The sequence below is a fragment of the Vibrio sp. 1CM24A genome (genome assembly GCF_023161725.1).
In the GTDB taxonomy this organism is placed as follows: domain Bacteria; phylum Pseudomonadota; class Gammaproteobacteria; order Enterobacterales; family Vibrionaceae; genus Vibrio; species Vibrio coralliirubri.
On record NZ_JALNTS010000002.1, the window covers coordinates 294,648 to 310,397 of the forward strand.

General features: G+C 44.9%; 13 protein-coding genes. 8 read left to right on the top strand and 5 right to left on the bottom strand.

Annotated elements, in window-relative coordinates:
- Nucleotides 1-37 precede the first annotated feature (37 nt).
- From MSG38_RS05200 to MSG38_RS05220, 5 genes are all read left to right on the top strand, one after another.
- On the top strand, nucleotides 38-1,942 hold the full coding sequence (locus MSG38_RS05200; protein ID WP_248401209.1) for a propionyl-CoA synthetase: 1,905 nt from the start codon (nucleotides 38-40) through the stop codon (nucleotides 1,940-1,942).
- A 146-nt stretch (nucleotides 1,943-2,088) separates the two neighbouring features.
- Nucleotides 2,089-2,535, top strand: a complete 447-nt coding sequence (locus MSG38_RS05205) for a hypothetical protein (RefSeq protein ID WP_048616354.1) — start codon at nucleotides 2,089-2,091, stop codon at nucleotides 2,533-2,535.
- Nucleotides 2,536-2,773: 238 nt separating this feature from the next.
- Nucleotides 2,774-3,175 (top strand): glycine zipper domain-containing protein, encoded by a 402-nt coding sequence (locus MSG38_RS05210; protein WP_059020357.1) that lies wholly within the window; start codon nucleotides 2,774-2,776, stop codon nucleotides 3,173-3,175.
- A 215-nt stretch (nucleotides 3,176-3,390) separates the two neighbouring features.
- The gene (locus tag MSG38_RS05215) at nucleotides 3,391-3,870 is read left to right on the top strand and encodes a GNAT family N-acetyltransferase (RefSeq protein WP_009846623.1); all 480 of its coding nucleotides are present in this window, start codon (nucleotides 3,391-3,393) and stop codon (nucleotides 3,868-3,870) included.
- An 85-nt stretch (nucleotides 3,871-3,955) separates the two neighbouring features.
- Entirely contained in the window at nucleotides 3,956-5,368 is a 1,413-nt protein-coding gene (locus MSG38_RS05220) for a phosphatase PAP2 family protein (protein ID WP_248401210.1), read from the top strand.
- 100 nt (nucleotides 5,369-5,468) lie between these two features.
- Here MSG38_RS05220 and MSG38_RS05225 read toward each other — a convergent pair whose 3' ends face one another.
- On the bottom strand, nucleotides 5,469-6,278 hold the full coding sequence (locus MSG38_RS05225) for a Cof-type HAD-IIB family hydrolase (protein WP_050648225.1): 810 nt from the start codon (nucleotides 6,276-6,278) through the stop codon (nucleotides 5,469-5,471).
- 184 nt (nucleotides 6,279-6,462) lie between these two features.
- On the opposite strand from MSG38_RS05225, the gene queE reads away from it, so the two are divergent.
- Nucleotides 6,463-7,131, top strand: coding sequence for a 7-carboxy-7-deazaguanine synthase QueE (gene queE / locus MSG38_RS05230; protein ID WP_348983500.1), 669 nt, complete (start codon nucleotides 6,463-6,465; stop codon nucleotides 7,129-7,131).
- A gap of 58 nt (nucleotides 7,132-7,189) precedes the next feature.
- Nucleotides 7,190-7,885: a 7-cyano-7-deazaguanine synthase QueC gene (queC, locus tag MSG38_RS05235; protein ID WP_146489990.1), complete on the top strand. Its 696-nt coding sequence runs from the start codon at nucleotides 7,190-7,192 to the stop codon at nucleotides 7,883-7,885.
- Here queC and MSG38_RS05240 read toward each other — a convergent pair.
- From MSG38_RS05240 to MSG38_RS05255, 4 genes are all read right to left on the bottom strand, one after another.
- Nucleotides 7,845-9,872, bottom strand: coding sequence for a diguanylate cyclase (locus MSG38_RS05240; RefSeq protein WP_248401212.1), 2,028 nt, complete (start codon nucleotides 9,870-9,872; stop codon nucleotides 7,845-7,847). The genes queC and MSG38_RS05240 overlap by 41 nt on opposite strands.
- Nucleotides 9,873-10,034: 162 nt before the next feature.
- Nucleotides 10,035-10,385 carry a DUF2750 domain-containing protein gene (locus MSG38_RS05245; RefSeq protein WP_017062305.1) on the bottom strand — a complete coding sequence of 117 codons (351 nt, stop codon included), beginning with the start codon at nucleotides 10,383-10,385 and terminating at the stop codon, nucleotides 10,035-10,037.
- 135 nt (nucleotides 10,386-10,520) lie between these two features.
- A complete protein-coding gene (locus MSG38_RS05250) occupies nucleotides 10,521-11,138 on the bottom strand; it encodes an OmpA family protein (protein ID WP_059020346.1) in 618 nt (205 codons plus the stop codon).
- A complete protein-coding gene (locus tag MSG38_RS05255; RefSeq protein ID WP_248401472.1) occupies nucleotides 11,138-12,403 on the bottom strand; it encodes a TolC family outer membrane protein in 1,266 nt (421 codons plus the stop codon). Before MSG38_RS05255 ends, MSG38_RS05250 begins: the two co-directional genes overlap by 1 nt.
- Nucleotides 12,404-12,848: 445 nt before the next feature.
- Here MSG38_RS05255 and MSG38_RS05260 point away from each other — a divergent pair.
- Nucleotides 12,849-15,750, top strand: a 2,902-nt coding sequence (locus MSG38_RS05260) for an Ig-like domain-containing protein (RefSeq protein WP_248401213.1), incomplete at its 3' end; no start/stop codon positions are given.

Below are 15,750 nucleotides of genomic sequence, written 5' to 3' on the forward strand. Positions count from 1 at the left end.
GCGCTTGGACTAATGGATAAATCATGGAGGAGGCACTATGTCTGCTACGAATCGAACGACTAGAAAAACAGATTACATCACCGAGTATCAATGGGCGAGGGAAGACCCAAATTCGTTTTGGGAAACACAATCACAAGCGATCGATTGGTTTGAGTCACCAAAAACAATTTTACAAACTGATGAGAATGGCATTGAACGCTGGTTTCCTGATGGGGTGATGAACACCTGCTGGCTGGCGCTGGATTATCATTGTGAAAATGGGCGAGGTGACAATACTGCGCTGATTTACGACTCTCCAGTTACAGGAACTCAATCCTCGTACACTTACAATCAATTGCGTGACCAAGTGGCTAAAGTCGCAGGGATGTTGGCAACACAGGGCGTGACCAAAGGCGATCGTGTGGTGATTTATATGCCAATGATTCCCGAAGCTGCTATGGCCATGCTGGCTTGCGCTCGACTAGGCGCGGTGCATTCGGTGGTGTTTGGTGGTTTTGCTCCTCATGAGCTTGCCGTTCGAATTGAAGATGCCGAGCCGAAAGTGTTGATTACTGCCTCCTGTGGTGTCGAGATAAATAAAGTCCTGCCATATAAGCCGATGGTCGACAGGGCGATCATGGACAGCCGCTGGAAGCCTGAGAAAGTGGTGGTATTCCAAAGAGAGCAGTCTCTAGCCGAATTGAACAATGAACGCGATGTACTTTGGCAACAAGCGGTTGAGGATGCTTTGCCTCACGTATGTGTGCCTGTTCTAGCGACTGACCCACTATATATATTGTATACATCAGGGACGACGGGTAAGCCAAAAGGCGTGGTTCGTGACAATGGTGGTCACGCGGTCGCGATGAAATACTCGATGAGCACTATTTACGATATGCCGCAAGATGGTGTGTTTTGGGCAGCTTCTGATGTCGGCTGGGTAGTGGGGCATTCCTACATTGTGTATGCGCCATTGATTCATGGCTGTACGACCATTTTGTTTGAAGGCAAGCCAGTACGAACGCCAGATCCCGGCGCATTCTGGCGTGTGTGTGAAGAGTACAACGTCGATGTATTGTTTTCTGCGCCAACCGCGTTTAGAGCAATTAAGAAAGAAGATCCTGAAGGCGAGTTGCTCACCAAGTATGACTTATCATCGCTCAAGTCGATTTTCATGGCTGGCGAGCGCTTGGACCCGCCAACATTGGATTGGGTCGAATCTCATACCAATAAACCGGTTATCGACCACTGGTGGCAAACCGAAACGGGTTGGGCTATTTCTGCCAATCCAACAGGGCTTGAATCTTTGCCTGTAAAAGCGGGTTCTTCAACCAAGCCAGTACCCGGTTACCAAGTGGAGATCCTCAATGAACTCGGTGAAGTAGCTCAGCCTAATCAACAAGGTTTTGTGGCTCTTAAACGCCCGTTGCCACCCGGTTGTCTACCAACAGTTTGGCGTAATCATGATCGATTTGAATCTGGCTATCTGAGCCAATTCCCAGGCTATTACGTTTCGGGTGATGGCGGCTATCTCGATGAAGATGGGTATCTATTTATCATGGGTCGTATTGATGATGTGATAAATGTAGCGGGGCATCGTCTGTCGACGGGAGAAATGGAAGAGATCGTGGGTGGTCACCCAGCCATTGCAGAATGTGCGGTAGTCGGTATTCACGATGACTTAAAAGGGCAGCTACCTCTTGGTTTAGTTGTGCTGAAAGATGGCGTAAAAGTCGATGGCATTGAGTTGCAAAGGGAGTTGGTTGGCAAGGTTCGTAATGAGATTGGCGCGGTCGCTTGTTTTAAGCAAGCCTTGGTTGTAGAGAGACTACCTAAGACACGCTCAGGCAAAATTTTACGCAGAACCATCCGGCAGATCGCAGAAGGTGAACAATATGTGGTGCCTTCGACGATTGACGATCCTACCAGCTTAACGGAAATTGCTGAAAAGCTCGGTAAATAAGTTTTTTGCTTAGGTAATCTGATCTTCGGCTTGTTGATCTATACATAAGCCAGCGTGATGGTTTACCTAAACTCTACTTTATTCATCCGCTTATCCATTGCGTTTACTATGACCTCATTATGAATCCCACATATTGAGGTCTTTTTATGCGAGCTTACTTTTTGTTGATTGCTTTATTGGTCAGTGGTGCTGCTAGTGCCAGTATTTCAAAGGATGAAGCGAGTAGAGCGTTGTTAGAACCTTTGAGTCATCCCAAGGTATTTAAATGTGTGTCCAAGACTGGCGTCGATCTCTATCAAGCGGTTTTTGATATTGGTGTGGGATATGAAGCCGACCCGATCAACTCGAAGATGATCGTTAATTCAAGGAAAGGCCGCTACGAATATCAAATCTTAGGCGCGGTAAGGTCTGAAAGAGCCGGTGAAATTGTCGTGTTGACTCGTCATGTGGGAGACGGTGTTAAAGTTGCCGCGATGATTGATGACGAAAATGGCAAGATACTGGGGATAGGCGATAAAAATCATTATCGAGATTGCGGTGTTAGACCACCACCTAGCGCAGCAAACATGCAAAACTTTTGGTCTAAAGGCTAAGAGAGATATGTGAAAGACAAGAATTATTGAGAAAGCTCGATTGAGGCGACCTTATTGGTCGCCTTTTTTGTTGGTGAGGATAAAGCGAGCTCAAAGCTATATATCATTAATCAGTTATGTGATGGCTGAATAATACATAGCTGAACATGATGTATCGTCTAAACGTGGCTTTATTTATCTCATTAACGGTTCTGCTTAAGATGGCTCTACTCCAAACGAAGAACTAAGCGAGACTCCTATGAAATTCACTAAACCTTTTCTTTTAGCGACACTGATTGTGACTCTTTCTGGTTGCGCATCACCAGCAATGGATAACGAAAATGAGAATGCAGCACGTAATCGTGGTGCTGTAGGTGGTGCTTTACTAGGAGCAACAGCAGGCGCTCTAACTGGAGATGCGAGTTTAGCCGTGAAGGGCGCTGCATTAGGTGGCGTGACCGGTGGCGTTGCGGGTTCAATGAAAGATACGGACGATGCAAGAAACGCACAACGAACCCAAGTTACTGCTGATGGTCTAGCGAAAGACAATCGCACCGATGCAGAAAAGCGAGTTGCTGAAGTAGAGGCGGAAATTAAGCTAATTGAACTAGAACAACAACTTGCTGATCTCAAAGAAGAGAAAGAAGATAACGGTGCATAAAGCTGAAGCTACAGCAAAAGCCAGAGCAAAAACCATAGCTTCGATATTCGTTTAATTCAAAATCATTCAAACAGAATGGCCACGTAATGTGGCCGTTTTTGTATCTAAAATACACACTTCAAACAATGAATTAATTCAATAACTTGTATAGATACTCACGCCAAGTAAACTAGACTCAGTTTAGATATTAATTTGGTTTGAGAAGCGCAATAGTCATGAATGTCACCTTAAGGGCCGCAAAGCACGCGGATTTGGAACAACTTAACGAGTTAATGTTCGATCTCCACCATCACCACCACCTTGCTAGCCCAGAGCACTTTAAAACGGCAGAAGAGATTGAGCAGGAAAAAAGCATTGCACGATACTTGGATGACCCTGAATGTTTGGTTTATGTGGCATTAAAAGGTGAGCTCATTGTTGGCTTTATCTCTGGGCATTTTTGTGAGCTTATCTCAACGGTGAGTAAACCAGTGCCGATGGGAAGTGTCGATGAACTGTTTGTCTTGCCTGATTATCGAAAAGAATCGATTGCAGAAAAGTTGTTTAACAAAGTTGAAAGTACTTTTGATGATTATGGGGTTGAACAAGTCTTTGTAGAAGTTTGGGACTTTAACTCACCTGCCAAGGACTTCTATCAAAAAATGGGGTTCACACCTCACATTCAATGGATGAGGAAGGCTTTGCACAAAACGTAGACAGCGATTTTGTGCGGCTTTGATTACAATAGTTCAACTGCAACAGCAGTCTTAAATTTCTTCTATTATTTTTTAGGTAAACTCGTTGGTTATTAGATATTTATTAGTTTTCATACTGTCTCTTTTGAGTACTACTTCCGCTTGGGCAAACAACACTTTGCCCGATCATATCGCGGGCGCCTTGTGTGTAGTACGTGCTGATAACCAAATCGTGTTGGTTGATGAGTTGATCACAGGTCAATTGTCTCTACCGGGAGGCACTGTTGTTTCAGGTGAGCCGCCAGCCGTCGCTGCGCAACGTGAAACGTGGGAAGAGGCGGGTTTGTCGGTAACGGTTGGTGATGTACTGGGTTATACCGACAGTGCCGTCGTGTTTGATTGTATTTCTGACTCTGAAGTGATCAGTTACAAGGCTCGAAATGAGTTAGGTGGCTTTGAGCTGCCGATTTGGTTTGCGCCTCATTACGGCGTGGAAGTCAGCCGAGCGATGTTACTTCCTCCTACTGAGTTGCAAGATCACCAATACCGCTATCCAGAACAGTGGTCTGAGATTAACGAGCTGTTTTTATCTGCGACAGATCAACCGGTAACGTATGTGACCGAGCTGGTGGGCGCAGCACCCAAAGTCCATCAAGTTGAATTAAATTGGATTGTGTCACTTCAAAACGCGTTCGATAAGATGCCAAGCGTGTTTGCGAATACTGTGCTTTTGACTGACTTGTTGGCGAAGCCGTGGGTTTTCATTTTGATATTGCCGCTAATTGCTTGGTACTTTGGCCGTAACTTCGCGTTGAAGTTTGGCTTCACTTTGATCTCGGTTACTTTGCTTACTTTGATCGCACATCAAGGTTTTGGTTTTCCACGTCCACACGCTTACTTGCCAACATTGAAACTGGTGATGAGCAGTGGGTATAGCTTCCCAAGTCTATTGGCTGCCTTGTGGGTTAGTTTAACCTTGTTAGTCTTTTGGAAACTAAAGCGCCTCTTGGAGCAAAAAGCTATTCTGATAGTGCTCGCTGGCCTGCTGTGGATCATGCTATTTAAGTCTTATTCAGGCAGTGCGTTCTTTAGTGATGTATTAATGGGCGGTGTATTAGGCGCGTTAACGACGTGGCATATCGTGAGATTAGACGCGAAACCGGATGTTGATATTAGTGCTTTATTGAGTTCTAAAGGTGTTTGGTGGGCATTGTGCTTACTGTCGATTGTTCTCACGGTTATATGGCCACTGCCAACATTCTCATTCTGGGTGGCGATTTTGATGACGATTGCATGCCTGGTGACGTTAACAGACTCGAAACCTTTGGTTGGTCAGTTCTCATTCAAGATCGTTCTTGGAGTGATGGCGATGTTGTTAGCGGGAAATCTGCTGATTAGCTGGGCTGGAAGCTTTGTCTCTTTCAGTGGTATTGCTTCATTTATTGTTGAAACGTTACGTTTCCCAATCTTGATTCTGTTTGGTGTGGTGGCATTTCGTCTGCCATGGAAAAGAGAGTAAGCGACTCGACTAACACCGAATTTAAAAGGCTGTGCAGTGCACAGCCTTTGTTATTTCTGCAACAAGCAAAAAGTAATTCTCATGAGAGCCTGTTGAGCGTTTATGAGTTGAAGATAAACTTCTCAATCGCGACTGCGACACCATGGTCGTCGTTGCTCGCTGTGATGTGATCCGCCAGTTTCTTGGTTTCTTCCATTGCGTTTTCCATTGCAATGCCAAGGCCTGCGTATTCAAGCATATGGTGATCGTTTTCAGCATCACCCATGCAGATGACTTCTTCCGCTTTAATGCCTAAGTGTTTCGCTATCGCTTCAATACCGACACCCTTGTTTGATTTCGGGTTTAGGAACTCTAAGAAGAATGGTGCACTTTGTACGATAGTAAACTGAGTCTTAAGCTCTTGTGGCAACTTGCTGATGATTTCAGTCAGCTTGCTTGGTTCAGCGACAATCATAGTTTTGATGATTTCGTGGTCGTCTTCTAGTTGAGAAAAGTCGAATTCGGTTATATCTAAGCCATTAATACGCGCTTCAATACCAGTGTACTCATTGTTCTCAGGTGTGATTAAGCCGTGGATCTTGCTGAAAGCATGGACATAACCACCAAGCTGTTCAGCGAGGGCAGCAATCTCTTTTGCAGCTTTACCGTTGCTGATCTCACTGTGAATGATCTCTTTTGTCGATACGTTCTGAACCATAGAGCCGTTGTAGAAGAGTACAAAGTCATCTTCGCCGTCAATTGAAAGTTCATCTAATTTACTTTGCATACCTTCTAAAGGGCGACCAGAAGCGAGAACCACTTTCACGCCTGCAGCTCGTGCTTTGGCGATTGCGTCTTTGTTCTCTTGAGAAATCACTTTTTCACTGTTGAGTAGTGTGCCATCCATATCAAGAGCAATCAGTTTGTACATGTTGTTCCTTACTAAAAAATTAAAAGCTAACGAAATCTATGGGCGAAAGGATAAGGGAACTTGAAAGTTCAGGCTAGGGCTTTGATCAACTCATTTATCAGTACTCATTTGTTTGACCAAAAGGGGGAAGTGCTTTAAGGTCTGCGGTTGATTAATTTCATCAAATGATTGAGCTGAGGGAAAGTTGTACAAGATTAATGAAATGTTTGAAACCATTCAGGGTGAGGGCGTGTTTACTGGCGTTCCCGCTGTTTTTGTTCGTCTGCAAATTTGCCCAGTGGGCTGTTCTTGGTGTGATACCAAGCAGACCTGGGAAGCGTTGCCAGAAGATGAAACCAGCCTTGGCGATATTATGGTTAAGACAGAAGATTCACCTACTTGGTCAGCAAGCGATGCTCAAGGAATCGTGAATGAATATATCAAGCAAGGTTACACTGCTAAGCACATTGTGATTACTGGTGGTGAGCCATGCATTTATGATCTTGTTCCTCTTACCGAAGCATTTGAGCAGCACGGTTGTCGCTGTCAGATTGAGACTAGCGGAACATCAGAAGTTAAAGCCACACCGGATACTTGGGTTACGGTGTCACCGAAAGTGGCGATGAAAGCGAAACTGGAAATCATAGATAGCGCCTTGCAACGTGCTAACGAAATTAAGCATCCAGTAGGCACAAGCAAAGACATCGAACAACTTGACGGTTTATTGGAGCGAGCTGCGGTTGCTAGCGACACTGTTATCGCTCTGCAACCAATCAGTCAAAAAGACCGCGCTACTCAGCTTTGTATTGATACCTGCATTGAGCGCAATTGGCGCTTATCAATACAAACCCACAAATATTTGAGTATCGCATAGGTTGTATTTTTACTGGGCAAGATAAGTCGCCAGTAGAAGGTTCTCGTAAGGATTTAAGATGAAAAAAGCAGTGGTAGTATTCAGTGGTGGTCAAGACTCAACAACGTGTCTTGTTCAGGCATTAAAAGAGTATGATGAAGTTCATGCGATTACGTTTGATTATGGTCAGCGCCATAGACTCGAGATTGAAGTTGCGGAGTCATTGTCGAAAGAGCTTGGTGTGAAAGCGCACAAAGTGATGGATGTGACTCTGTTGAATGAACTGGCTATCAGCTCTCTGACTCGTGACGATATTCCTGTGTCTCATGAGCTGCAAGAGAATGGGCTGCCGAACTCATTCGTTCCTGGTCGTAATATTCTATTTTTAACTCTAGCGGGTATTTACGCTTACCAAATCGGTGCTGAAACCGTGATTACCGGTGTGTGTGAAACAGACTTTTCTGGTTACCCTGATTGCCGTAATGACTTTGTGAAAGCGATGAACTCTGCACTTGTACAAGGTATGGATAAGCAGCTTGATATCAAAACACCGCTAATGTGGTTAAACAAGGCTGAGACATGGGCGCTAGCAGACCAGTACTCAGCGCTTGAGCTTGTTAGAAACAAAACACTGACTTGTTACAACGGCATTGTTGGTGATGGCTGTGGCGATTGCCCGGCATGTGAACTGCGTAAGGTTGGCCTTAACGATTACCTAGGTGATCGCGAAAGCATTATGGCTGAGTTGGTTCGCAAGCAGACTGAGAATAAATAATCTCAGGTAAATCAATTGGTTCGTTATATGCATCAATAATACAGTTTCGACCGTTGCTTTTGGCTTGATAGAGCGCTTGGTCAAGCACTGAATACAAGTCATCAAAGTCACTTAATGCGTTTGAGGTTGCTAGATAAGCAAAACTCGCGGTCACATTAAGTGACTTTTTGCTTTCTGATAAGAAGACAGTACTTGAAATGGCGTAGTGCAACTCTTCAACGCGTTCTCGTACCTCTGCTGGTTTGGTATCGGTTAACATGATGACAAATTCTTCACCCCCTAAGCGACCAAACAACTCACCATTCACTAAGTGTTTTCTAATTTTCTCACTAATATGGACCAGTGCCCGATCGCCAGTAGGGTGCCCATGCTCATCATTAATCTTCTTAAACTTATCTAGATCGAGCAGCACGAGTACATGCTGTTTGTCCGTCCCTTTACAGCGTTTCACTCTTTTGATTCTTCGAATTATCTCAGTTCGGCTATATGCTTTCGTTAAGCCATCAATTGCGGCTTTTGCGCGAACCGTCTTGTTTACCAATACCGTAAAGCTTGCAGCACAAAGCAACAGAATAACAACGATGTTGTACATCCATCTTTGATGTTCCATTCTTTCAATTTGAACGCGGTCGAGCTTCGCCTGGTGTGTCAGGAAAGAGCTTTCCAGTTCCTGCTCATATTTGGCGTGCGTCAGGCCGAGCGCTTCGAGTGCGAGTCGATTGTCGATGTCTCTAGCTTCCATTTGTATTGACGAGTATCGCTGGTAGAAATAGAAAGCTTGTTGGTAATCGCCGAGTGATTGATGAATATCAGAAAGTTGCAGAAGTGATTGCGCGATGTATTTATGCCTTGTGACTTGTTCTGCTATTTCTAGCGCTTGTTGAGCATAGTTGAGCGCTTCCGTTGGCAGTTTCTGTTCTTCAAACATATCGCTGATCGCCAAGTAAGCATTGATGCGAATGACATCATTGCTCAGTTCGCTCGAAGCTGAAAGAGACTCGATTAGGTAGCCTCTCGCCACATCATAGTCTTTCGTTTGAGTGTATGCTTTTCCCAAGCCAAGACTTGTGAGTGCGATACCGTAGCTATGCGAAGATGAGCTCAGCAGTGTTTTTGCTGCCTGAAAGTGGTGAATTGCTAGGTCACTTTGCTCTTGGTTAAGGTAGAGATCCGCAAGGCTGTGATGAACTTGTGCTTTCATTAAATCTGAAGCGTTTGCTCTGAGAATGAGAGCTTGCTCTAGATACTCCGCCGATTTTTCATATTGCTTTAATTCTTTGAGCAAGTTACCCACATCGTTGTAAACCCCTGAAATATCATGTCCTTGTGGAAACACATTTATTAGTGATAGGTAGGTATCTAGTGCTGCTTGATAGTCACTGCGGAAATGGTGATTGTTCGCGATGACTCGATAAGTCCCGAATTTTGGTAATACAGGGTCAGTGATGTCATGTAAATCTGACTCAAGGGCAGAGCAGTAATAGTTCGCTTGATGGTATTTAGCTTGCTCGTTAAGCGATCGGCATAGCTGGTACTTTAGTAAGGCTTTACCAGTTAAATCACCACGAGATTGCATTTTCGCCAAAAGTGTTAGAAAGCCTTGTTGTGCTTGTTCATATTGGCCTTTGCCGTCTTTCATCAGAGCAGAAATAAACGTTGTTTCTATCGCTTGGTAGTCGCTGTCGTTTGAAGCTATTCCGTAGAACGGCTGATCTCGGTGGCTCATGTATTGATACAGAAGAGACGCAAGGTAAAGCTTATCTCCGTAAACCGTTGACCCGATGTAGCGTGTTTGCAGCATGTTTAATGCGCGCTCAGGAGAGTGGTTTAAAGTAGAGAGATAAAGCGAGTTCCAATCAGCATTTGGAGTCGAGCTTAAATTGGAGGTATAGACCGGTGAATTGTGGTCACGATCTGATGTTGATACTTGGCTATAAGAACAAAAGCTAGTGAATAGTAGAAAGGTAACAAAAACGAAGTGATTCACAAGAGACGATCAATCAGATAAAGAACGATATTCTATTATTAGTTTGATGTTGCTTCAAATTTTGAATGGTGCGGCTACGAGGTTATGCGAGGTAGGTCTCTAATTTATTGATACTAATCAGAGGTATATCGGTCGCACGATTCGCGCGACCGATATCGGAAATTAGATGTATAATTTCGCTAGGTCAGAAGGCTCAAGCTCTTTGCCTTCTAATGTTGCATTCCAGTTAGTACCAACAAGAACGCCGTCTTCAGCAAGAGTCAGTAACCAATCTTCTACAAAGATATCTAGTGGAATTTCTAATACTTCGAAGTCAGCCCACTCTTCAACGTTGTGAGTTTGAGCATCTTCTTTTGAAGACCAGAATGGCATCACTTCGCTGTTTTCGAATTCACTTGAGTCACATGCTAGCCAACCTTCTTCGTTGCGAAGGCCCCATACCAGTTTAGTTTCTTGTGTTTCAGAAACGAAAAGTTCTAGATTTGCTTGAGTATCAGCTGTTAGTTTGCTCATGGATTAATTCTCTATGTTGATAACGTGGCAAGATTAACATTATAGACGGCTTAGGTATATGCTATTCAAGGAATTATCACCATACTGAAACGTTAACTAAAGATAACGTTTCAGTATGGTAAAAGCAGGGTACGCCTACTTTTTAATTTTGGTGAAGATGTGCCATTCTTCTTTGATATTACCCTTAAATCCAACAACCGAAGCAACAACTTTTCGATGCAGTGCGTGATTGATTTGAGTGTCATCGCTGCTGAATTCAGAATCACCGTGACCGACGATGTTGACTCTAGATGGCTGAATACCGTTGCTGATTAGCGCACGCCTTACATGCGAGGCACGTTCCTTCGAAAGCTTTAGGTTGTGTGCCGCGTTACCAACTTTACTGGCATAACCTTGCAATTCAATGCTTGTGCTCTCATAGCGCTTCAAAAACGCAGCCATTTGGCGTATCTGCCCTAGAAAGACAGGGTTTATTTCCGTGGAATTATTAGCGAAGAGTATATGCAGCTCTTTCTTTTCCGATGACTCGAAATATGATCCACAACCGTCGTTATCGATCTCGGCACCAATTTGTGTATCGGGACATAAATCTCGCGCGTTGATTACACCGTCATTGTCATCATCTTGAAGATCGTAAATTTGAGTAACAGGCGGAAGAGCGCGATATTCAAATTCGTCCTCGCTGTTTTCAGCTAAAGCATTGGCAGATACAACCATGAAGCAAAGCGATAATACTGTGTTGGTAAGCTTCATTAATATTCCACCTTTTCATTCCATTCTTCTGGGATCTCAACTCGTAAACCGATGAGTAGGTTACCAGTTGCGTTCATTACGCGATATTTTGCGTATTGCTCGTCATACTTAGCATCTAAATAGCCTTTACGAGCTTCGAATAATTCATTCTCGGTGTTAAGCAAGTCGAGAAGGGTACGTTTACCGATGCGGTATTGTTTCTCATATGAGATTACCGTGTCTGATGCCGAGTCTACGTGGTCAGATAGAAACTCTTTTTGCTGAACCGTTAAATCAAGTGCGCTCCATGAAAGACGCAGACTCTCTTCTACATTGCGGTAAGTACTTTCGCGAAGGTCTTTGGCTTTGTTGAGTTGGTAAGCTGCACTCTCTGCACGGTCTTGATCCGAACCACCGTTGTAAAGGTTGTATCTTAAACGAACCATCGCAGAAAACTCGTCACTGCTTCCAGGAGTGCCACCGGCATCATCGCGCCAAGTTTGGGCAGCTTCAAAAGAAACAGTCGGGTAGTTGGTGCTTTTGGATTGTTTGTATTGGAATTTGGCTGAGTCAACATCGGCTTGTGCAATCTTGATGACTGGATGCTGGTTAAACGCTTTTGCTAACGCACCATCAACGGTATAAGGAATCGCGCCCACATCTGCGCGGGGGAAGGTTAACCCTAACGGAGATTGACCAACAAGTCTTTTAAACTGTGTATGTGTATCAAAAAGGTTGTTTTGAGCAGCTAGCAAATTCCCGTGCGCTTTCGCAATACGAGCTTCAACTTGTGACATATCTGCGGTTGAACCAATACCTGATTCCACGCGCTTACGAATGTCGTTATATATCTCTTTGTGCGTCGCTAGGTTGTTTTCAGAAAGTGAAAGTACTTCGTATGCTTTGACTGCATCGAGGTAAACTTTAGTCACTTCTAATGCGATATCTTGCGCATTAGACAGTAATTGATAGCGCACAGACTCTGCATCAGCAGCAGTACGGTCGATATCATTGGATGTATTAGCACCATCCCATATTAACTGGGTCAAGGTGATCGTTGCTTCTTTTCTAGTCAGATCGGTGGTGTCTTGGTTGGTTGCAAGATCAGTATGTTCATAACCAATCCCACCATCTAAGTCTATACTTGGTCGATAAGCACCGCTAGAAGCGTCGTTAAGATAACGCTTACTGATATATTCGTTATAAGCACTTTTGATTTCAGGGTTGCTTTCTAAAGTAAACGCAACGGCTTGCTCTAAGGTTTGTGCTGTTGTCGGTAAGCTAATACTTATAGCTAACCCCAATGTTGTTATTTGAAGCCTATTCAATTTGCGTCTCCCTAAAATAAGCTCACATCTAAGTATTGAATTTGTGCCGTTATATGCAAAATTTAGATGAACCGCCAAAAAAACCACGATCGCTAAATTGGCGCTCGTAAATGGTTGTGAAAATGTTAACCGATTGGTGTGCGTTTTATGATGATTTTAAGCGCTTCAATCTTGTATTTTTAACTCAATTATTTTTCGCAAACACAATAACTTATATTGTGAATGTGAGCACTTAGATTATTGTGTGATGTGATCACCGTCATTACCTTGTCACTCAGTATGTTAAATGCTCGATACATAACTAGGAATTATATGAGTTTAGATGTTATATTCTAACTAATATTATAAATATAATGTCACTATTTTGACGTTAAAGACAAGAAATGCTTTTTTAGGGGTTTATATGGACATGACAACATTGAATTTGGGTGGTGCATTAGCACTTGGCCAGCGCATTGTTATCTCGGTAGATGGTACGATTAAAGTCTTGGAAGAAGGCGTGCCACTACAAGCAGGGGATGTCATTCTTGAATCCCAGGACGGAACCAATGAACCTCAGGTATCTATCAAACGCTTCTCATCTGAAGATGGTGAAGTTGAACTAGACCAAGATATCGCAAATATCTTTGCCGCGTTAGAAGAAGGCCAAGACCCTACAGAGTTAGGTGAAGAGTTCGCTACCGCTGCTGGTCAAAATGGCTCTAGTTTAAGTGCTAGCGGAACCATCGAGCGAGATGGCGAAGAAACCATCCCTGGTACAGAGTTTGTGACTACAGGTTTTGAAGCACTAGGTATGTCTCGAACTCAGAGCTTGAGTCTGCTAGATGCTTTCCGCTCGATTGAGCAATCTGGTAGCCAAGGCACTGACAGCGAGACCATCGGTGACACAACAGCTCCAGATGCGCTAACACTGACACTTAATACGGACTCAGGCTCAGCGGCGGATGACTTCTTAACCAACGAGGGCAGCTTCACAGTCGGCGGTACAGAAGATGGCACGACAGTCGAATACCTTGTTGACGGAAGCTGGACGACAACGGCTCCAGTACCAACGGAAGGTGACAACACGATTACCATTCGTCAAACCGATGCAGCTGGTAATACTTCAGGCAGCAGCGAGCTGACGTTCACGCTTGATACCACAGCACCCGATGCACCAGCCTTGACACTTGATACGGATTCAGGCTCAGCGGCGGATGACTTCTTAACCAACGACGGCAGCTTTACTGTCGGCGGTACAGAAGATGGCGCGACAGTCGAATACCTTGTTGACGGAAGCTGGACGACAACGGCTCCAGTACCAACGGAAGGTGACAACACGATTACCGTTCGTCAAACCGATGCAGCTGGTAATACTTCAGGCAGCAGCGAGCTGACGTTCACGCTTGATACTACAGCACCCGATGCACCAGCCTTGACACTTGATACGGATTCAGGCTCAGCGGCGGATGACTTCTTAACCAACGACGGCAGCTTTACTGTCGGCGGTACAGAAGATGGCGCGACGGTTGAATACTTTGTTGATGGCAACTGGACGACGACTGCACCAGTACCCGTTGAAGGTGATAACACGATTACCGTTCGTCAAACCGACGCAGCGGGAAATACCTCAGGCAGCTCAACGCTGACGTTCACTCTTGATACGCAAGCAGAATCAGGAAATGTGAGCGTAGATAGTATTACATCAGATGATGTTGTTACTGAGACTGAAAAAGAGCAAACAATTTTTGTTACAGGTACTGCTGCCGATGGAGACATACAACCTAATGACGTCGTAACTGCTGTTATTAATGGAACGACATATACTAGTGTTGTAAAAGAGAATGGCACATGGGAGCTAAGTGTTAATGGTGAGGACCTAGCAGAAGACACCGAGTTCACTGTTTCTGTTAGCTCAACCGATAGCGCAGGAAATAGTGTTTCAAGCTCAGGAACTTCTACTCATATTTATGACTCGACTCCGGTTAATGTAAACATAGATATTGATCCGATTACTGAAGACTCGGTGATTAACGCAACTGAAGCTCAAGGGACAGTTACGATTACAGGTTCTATTACTGGTGAGGATTACGTTTCTGGAACAGTAACACTGACCATCAATGACGTTGAGTATACAGGTCAAGTAATCGACGGGACATATAGCATTGACGTCAATGGGTCTGACCTACACTCCGATAGCGATAATATCGTCGACGCGAAGGTAGATGTAGTAAATGAAGCTGGAAATGTTGGCTCGGCTACTTCCACAGAGTTCTATCTAGTTGATTTAACTGCTAGAGGAACGATCGTCATTGAATCCATTACTGACGACAACGTTATCAATCAAAGTGAAAGCGAAAGTACCGTGTCAGTTAAAGGTTCTGTTGGAAGAGATGCGGATACTGGTGACCAGGTATCAGTCGTAGTAAATGGTGTGACTTATCTGACAGTTGTCCAAAGTGATAAAACATGGAGTGTAGATGTTCAGGGTAGTGATCTTGTAGCTGATAATTCAGTGACAGCTACTGTCACCGGACAAGATTGGGTTGGGAATGAATTTAGTAGTTCGATTTCTAGAGCGTATGATTTAGACATCGATATCAGCAAACCGACCATCGATCTGGTGGCGTCGAGCGACAGCGGCGACAGCGACACAGACAACCTAACCAATGACAAGACGCCGACGTTCTCGCTGGGCAACATCGATGACGATGTGGTGGCAGCGGGCATCGTGGTGCTCAAAGACGGCGTTGCCCTAGAAGGCACGCTGACCGAAGAGCAAGACGGCACTTGGAGCTTCACGCCGAGCGCCGACCTGGCGGATGGCACTTACGACTTGAGCGTAAAAGTGACGGACGATGCGGGCAATAGCGCGACGTCGACCGAGCTTGAAGTCATCATCGATACCGAAGCGGCGGCGACCATCACAATCGATGATGATATCGCAGGCGACGACATCGTGAACGCAGCGGAAGCGGCTGGTGACGTGACCATTACGGGTACCGTGGGTGGTGACGCCAAACCTGGTGATACCGTGACGTTGACGGTGAACGGCAACTCAACCGATTACACAGGCACGGTGAAAGCGGATGGCACTTACAGCATCAATGTACCGGGCAGCGAGTTAGTTGCGGATGCGGACAGCACCATCGTGGCGAGCGTGAGTGGCACCGATGAAGCGGGCAACCCGTTCACGGCGACGACAGAGGCAAGCGGTGACAACAAAGACGGTGGTTACGAGGTTGATACCGATATCAGCAAACCGACCATCGATCTGGTGGCGTCGAGCGACAGCGGCGACAGCGACACAGACAACCTAACCAATG

Coding starts and splice junctions, on each gene's coding strand:
- MSG38_RS05200 (WP_248401209.1), top strand. CDS start 38: ATGTCTGCTACGAATCGAACGACTAGAAAAACAGATTACATCACCGAG.
- MSG38_RS05205 (WP_048616354.1), top strand. CDS start 2,089: ATGCGAGCTTACTTTTTGTTGATTGCTTTATTGGTCAGTGGTGCTGCT.
- MSG38_RS05210 (WP_059020357.1), top strand. CDS start 2,774: ATGAAATTCACTAAACCTTTTCTTTTAGCGACACTGATTGTGACTCTT.
- MSG38_RS05215 (WP_009846623.1), top strand. CDS start 3,391: ATGAATGTCACCTTAAGGGCCGCAAAGCACGCGGATTTGGAACAACTT.
- MSG38_RS05225 (WP_050648225.1), bottom strand. CDS start 6,278: ATGTACAAACTGATTGCTCTTGATATGGATGGCACACTACTCAACAGT.
- queC (WP_146489990.1), top strand. CDS start 7,190: ATGAAAAAAGCAGTGGTAGTATTCAGTGGTGGTCAAGACTCAACAACG.
- MSG38_RS05245 (WP_017062305.1), bottom strand. CDS start 10,385: ATGAGCAAACTAACAGCTGATACTCAAGCAAATCTAGAACTTTTCGTT.
- MSG38_RS05250 (WP_059020346.1), bottom strand. CDS start 11,138: ATGAAGCTTACCAACACAGTATTATCGCTTTGCTTCATGGTTGTATCT.